This window comes from Aeromonas sp. SCS5, from assembly GCF_001887375.1.
Lineage (GTDB): Bacteria > Pseudomonadota > Gammaproteobacteria > Enterobacterales > Aeromonadaceae > Aeromonas > Aeromonas jandaei.
This window is the reverse complement of the sequence record NZ_LFCS01000034.1, coordinates 1-680: the sequence shown is the minus strand read 5'-3', so window position 1 is coordinate 680 and position 680 is coordinate 1. Positions and strand designations below refer to the sequence as shown.

General features: G+C 59.9%; 1 protein-coding gene. It reads left to right on the top strand.

The window, feature by feature from the left end; all coding sequences use genetic code 11:
* Positions 1-680, top strand: a 680-nt coding sequence (locus tag BS300_RS20835) for a hypothetical protein (RefSeq protein ID WP_143241877.1), incomplete at both ends; no start/stop codon positions are given.

The window sequence follows — 680 nt, the reverse complement described above, 5'->3', positions numbered from 1 at the left end:
CTGGATGAGGGGGACCTCACCGGCAGCAACAGTCTGAGTCAAACCGGTCACTTCGACGTGCAGGCAGGGTCGGATCGGGTGGTCGAGGTGGCGTTTGCCGAGGGCAGTCAGCAACCGGCGCTCACAGCCCTCGGCCAGAGTGTCAAATACGAACTGCTTGATGGGGATCCCGCCATCCCGGGTAGTCAGCTGCTCAAGGGCTATGTCGAGGTCAACGGCCAGCGCGTCGAGGTGTTTGAGGTGCGGCTGGTTGGCACGCTGGATCAGGCGGGCAAGAACGGTTTTGACTATCAGGTGACCCTCTATCAGGGGATCCATCAGGGCGCCAACGCCGTGACCGAGCTGCCCATCAAGGTGATCGTCAACGACTACGACAAGGCGGGCGGCAACAACGATAGTACCAGCGGCACCCTCAATATCCAGATTGGGGAAGGGGATAAACCGACCTTGACTCTGACTGGTGTAACCCTCAGCGAAGGGCGTTTCGATGGTGCCAACTCTGCCGTGGATGACCAGCAGGCGAGCGGCAAGATCATCATCAAAGCTGACTCGGATCCTGTGACCGATGTGCGACTGACGCTCTCCGGTCAGGTTATGGATGCCAGCGGCAAGCCCATTACCCACAATGGCGAAGCCTTGACCTGGAAAGCGGTTGGCACGGATGGTCACACCTTCCAGGC